This is a genomic window from Candidatus Eisenbacteria bacterium, from assembly GCA_030017955.1.
Lineage (GTDB): Bacteria > Eisenbacteria > RBG-16-71-46 > JASEGR01 > JASEGR01 > JASEGR01.
This window is the reverse complement of sequence record JASEGR010000179.1, coordinates 1-2,200: the sequence shown is the minus strand read 5'-3', so window position 1 is coordinate 2,200 and position 2,200 is coordinate 1. Positions and strand designations below refer to the sequence as shown.

The 2,200-nt window shown below is 50.2% G+C and carries 2 protein-coding genes; both read right to left on the bottom strand.

The features are described from left to right. Window positions 1-87 precede the first annotated feature (87 nt). Window positions 88-1,305 carry a group II intron reverse transcriptase/maturase gene (gene ltrA, locus QME66_13455; protein MDI6809953.1) on the bottom strand — a complete coding sequence of 406 codons (1,218 nt, stop codon included), beginning with the start codon at window positions 1,303-1,305 and terminating at the stop codon, window positions 88-90. A 536-nt stretch (window positions 1,306-1,841) separates the two neighbouring features. Continuing rightward, window positions 1,842-2,129 (bottom strand): GIY-YIG nuclease family protein, encoded by a 288-nt coding sequence (locus QME66_13450; GenBank protein MDI6809952.1) that lies wholly within the window; start codon window positions 2,127-2,129, stop codon window positions 1,842-1,844. Window positions 2,130-2,200: the final 71 nt, after the last annotated feature.

Genomic DNA, 2,200 nt, shown 5'->3' with positions numbered 1-2,200 from the left:
ATAGGGGGTAGGAAAGGCTTTCGCCTCCCCTCCCTCCGAACCGTACAGGCGGATTTCCCGCATACGGCTCTCCAGTCAGTGGTTTCCTCATCGGGATTGACGAGTTTGTTCATGAGCTGTGGTTAAAGTGAACAGCCCAAGACCGCCAAAGTAAGCGTTTGGCCATCTCCAATGGTCAGTGCCTTGGCCCTTTCCATGACGACCCTGTCGTTTCCTGAGTATGCTTCTTAGTCTCATGCGTATCCATTTGTCAATCATTTGGAAAGTCTTTCCATTACTGTGCCGAAAGTATTCAAACCAGCCTTTTAAGCTCCGGTTGAGTTTGTCGATTATGCACTCCATGCTTTCGCCGGAAGTGCGCTTCGTCTTCTGCCTGATGCTGTCCTTGAGTTTCTTCATGCTTTTCTTACGCGGCCATCTGGTGTTTCTCTCGAAGTGGTAGCCCAGAAAGTCGAATCCCCCCTTTACGGTCGCGTCAACTATCCGCGTCTTTTCAGGGTGTAAAGTCAATCCTCTTTCTTCTATCCTCGCCTTCAGTAAGGTCAATGCCTTATTTGCTTCTTCCTTTGTCGAGCACAGTATTACCGCATCGTCGGCATATCTGACCATTTCATATCCCTTGAGTTTCATCTCATGATCTAATTTGTTCAGATATATATTAGCCAGTAGAGGACTGATTACTGCTCCCTGTGGCGTTCCGCTTTCCGGTTCCCACTGGTCAAGGCCGTCAATGACGCCTTGTTTCAGATAGCCCTCTATCAGTTCCAATACCCGTCCGTCTGCGACCTGTTCTTTGATGTCCTTCAGCAGTATGTCATGTGAGATAGTATCAAAGTAGCTCTTTATGTCGGCATCTACCACCCATGTCTTTCCGGCCTTCAGTAGTGTCTCTACTCGTCTGAGGGCATCCTTGCACCCCCTGCCGGGTCTGAACCCGTAGCTCTGTTCCGCAAAGGTTTTCTCGAATATTGGTTCCAGCACATTTCTGATTGCTGCCTGCACTATTCGGTCTTTTACCGCTGGAATCCCCAGCGGCCTTTTCTCATCGCTTCCCGGTTTCGGTATCCATACCCTTTTGACCGGCTTGGCCTCGTATCGATTCACTCTCAGACTTTCCTGCAGCTCTCCCAGATACTTTTCTTCTTTGGCTTGAAATGCCTCGGTGCTCTGCCGGTCTATTCCCGCCGCCCCTTTGTTGGCTTTCACTTTTACCCAAGCCGCCTTCAGGTTCTCCCCGGAATATACCTTGTCCATTAAAGCAAACCACTTGCCTCCTTTCACACCTTCTTCAAGTGCCGTCAACATGCGATCCGTCCATACTGAAGGTTCCACCCATCTCCATTTATCACGGGTATGAGTGCCTCCGACTTGTTTAGATATTTCTATCACTATCGCCGGTTTCTCCTTCCTTCATTATGTCCTTCACCCATCCACTTTCCTGCCTCCCTTCGCTCCATCCCGTTTCCGGGGTTTCCTCGCTACTATGGAGGCTCTGTGCTCTGCGCGGGTCACGCCCCCGCACAGGCATCCCTGATTCATGTGCGAGACCTTCAAACCATTCCGTCTCCAACCACCCCTTGCTCCCCTGTCATCGCTTTTACACGCTACCCCTCAGCGTGACAGGCTTCCCCGCCGATGGCGGGGTCCGGGCTTCGCCATTAATGAGCAGGCTCGCCGTTGCAATAGGCCGAATCGAGTTCGTTATCCTACGGACTGGCTTTTCACCTCCCGTTGCTCTCCACCCCACCTTGCGGCGACGCAGTTACGATCGGTTACAGGCCGGAGAGCGTATACCTGAAGGGGACTTCCACCCCTCCGACCTCGCACACTCTCAGGCGCACTCATTCCGGCTTGTCCGGAATCTTTCCGAGAATGTCTTCAGACAAGTCTCTCATGAAAGGATTTTTCTGCCTGATAAGTTCTATTTTGTTTTGTCTGCTCATATTCTTTAACTGTTTTTCTCTGATTATGGCGCTCCGGCTGTCCCGACAAAACTCATAATAGACAAGCTTATGCAGGTAGTATTTGGCTGTAAAGCAGTGAAGATTAAGGTTGTTCTTATGCTCATAGACTCTTCGTATGAGATCATTCGTCACCCCGACATACAAGGTCGGTCTTGTATTGGCCATAATATACACTGCAAAGATATCCTCCCTCACACAGCCATTATATCAGAAAGATTCCGGACAAGCCGGAATGA

Bases quoted from the DNA above. Each gene is read 5' to 3' on its own strand.
- ltrA (MDI6809953.1), bottom strand. From the start codon at position 1,305: ATGTTGACGGCACTTGAAGAAGGTGTGAAAGGAGGCAAGTGGTTTGCT.
- QME66_13450 (MDI6809952.1), bottom strand. From the start codon at position 2,129: ATGGCCAATACAAGACCGACCTTGTATGTCGGGGTGACGAATGATCTC.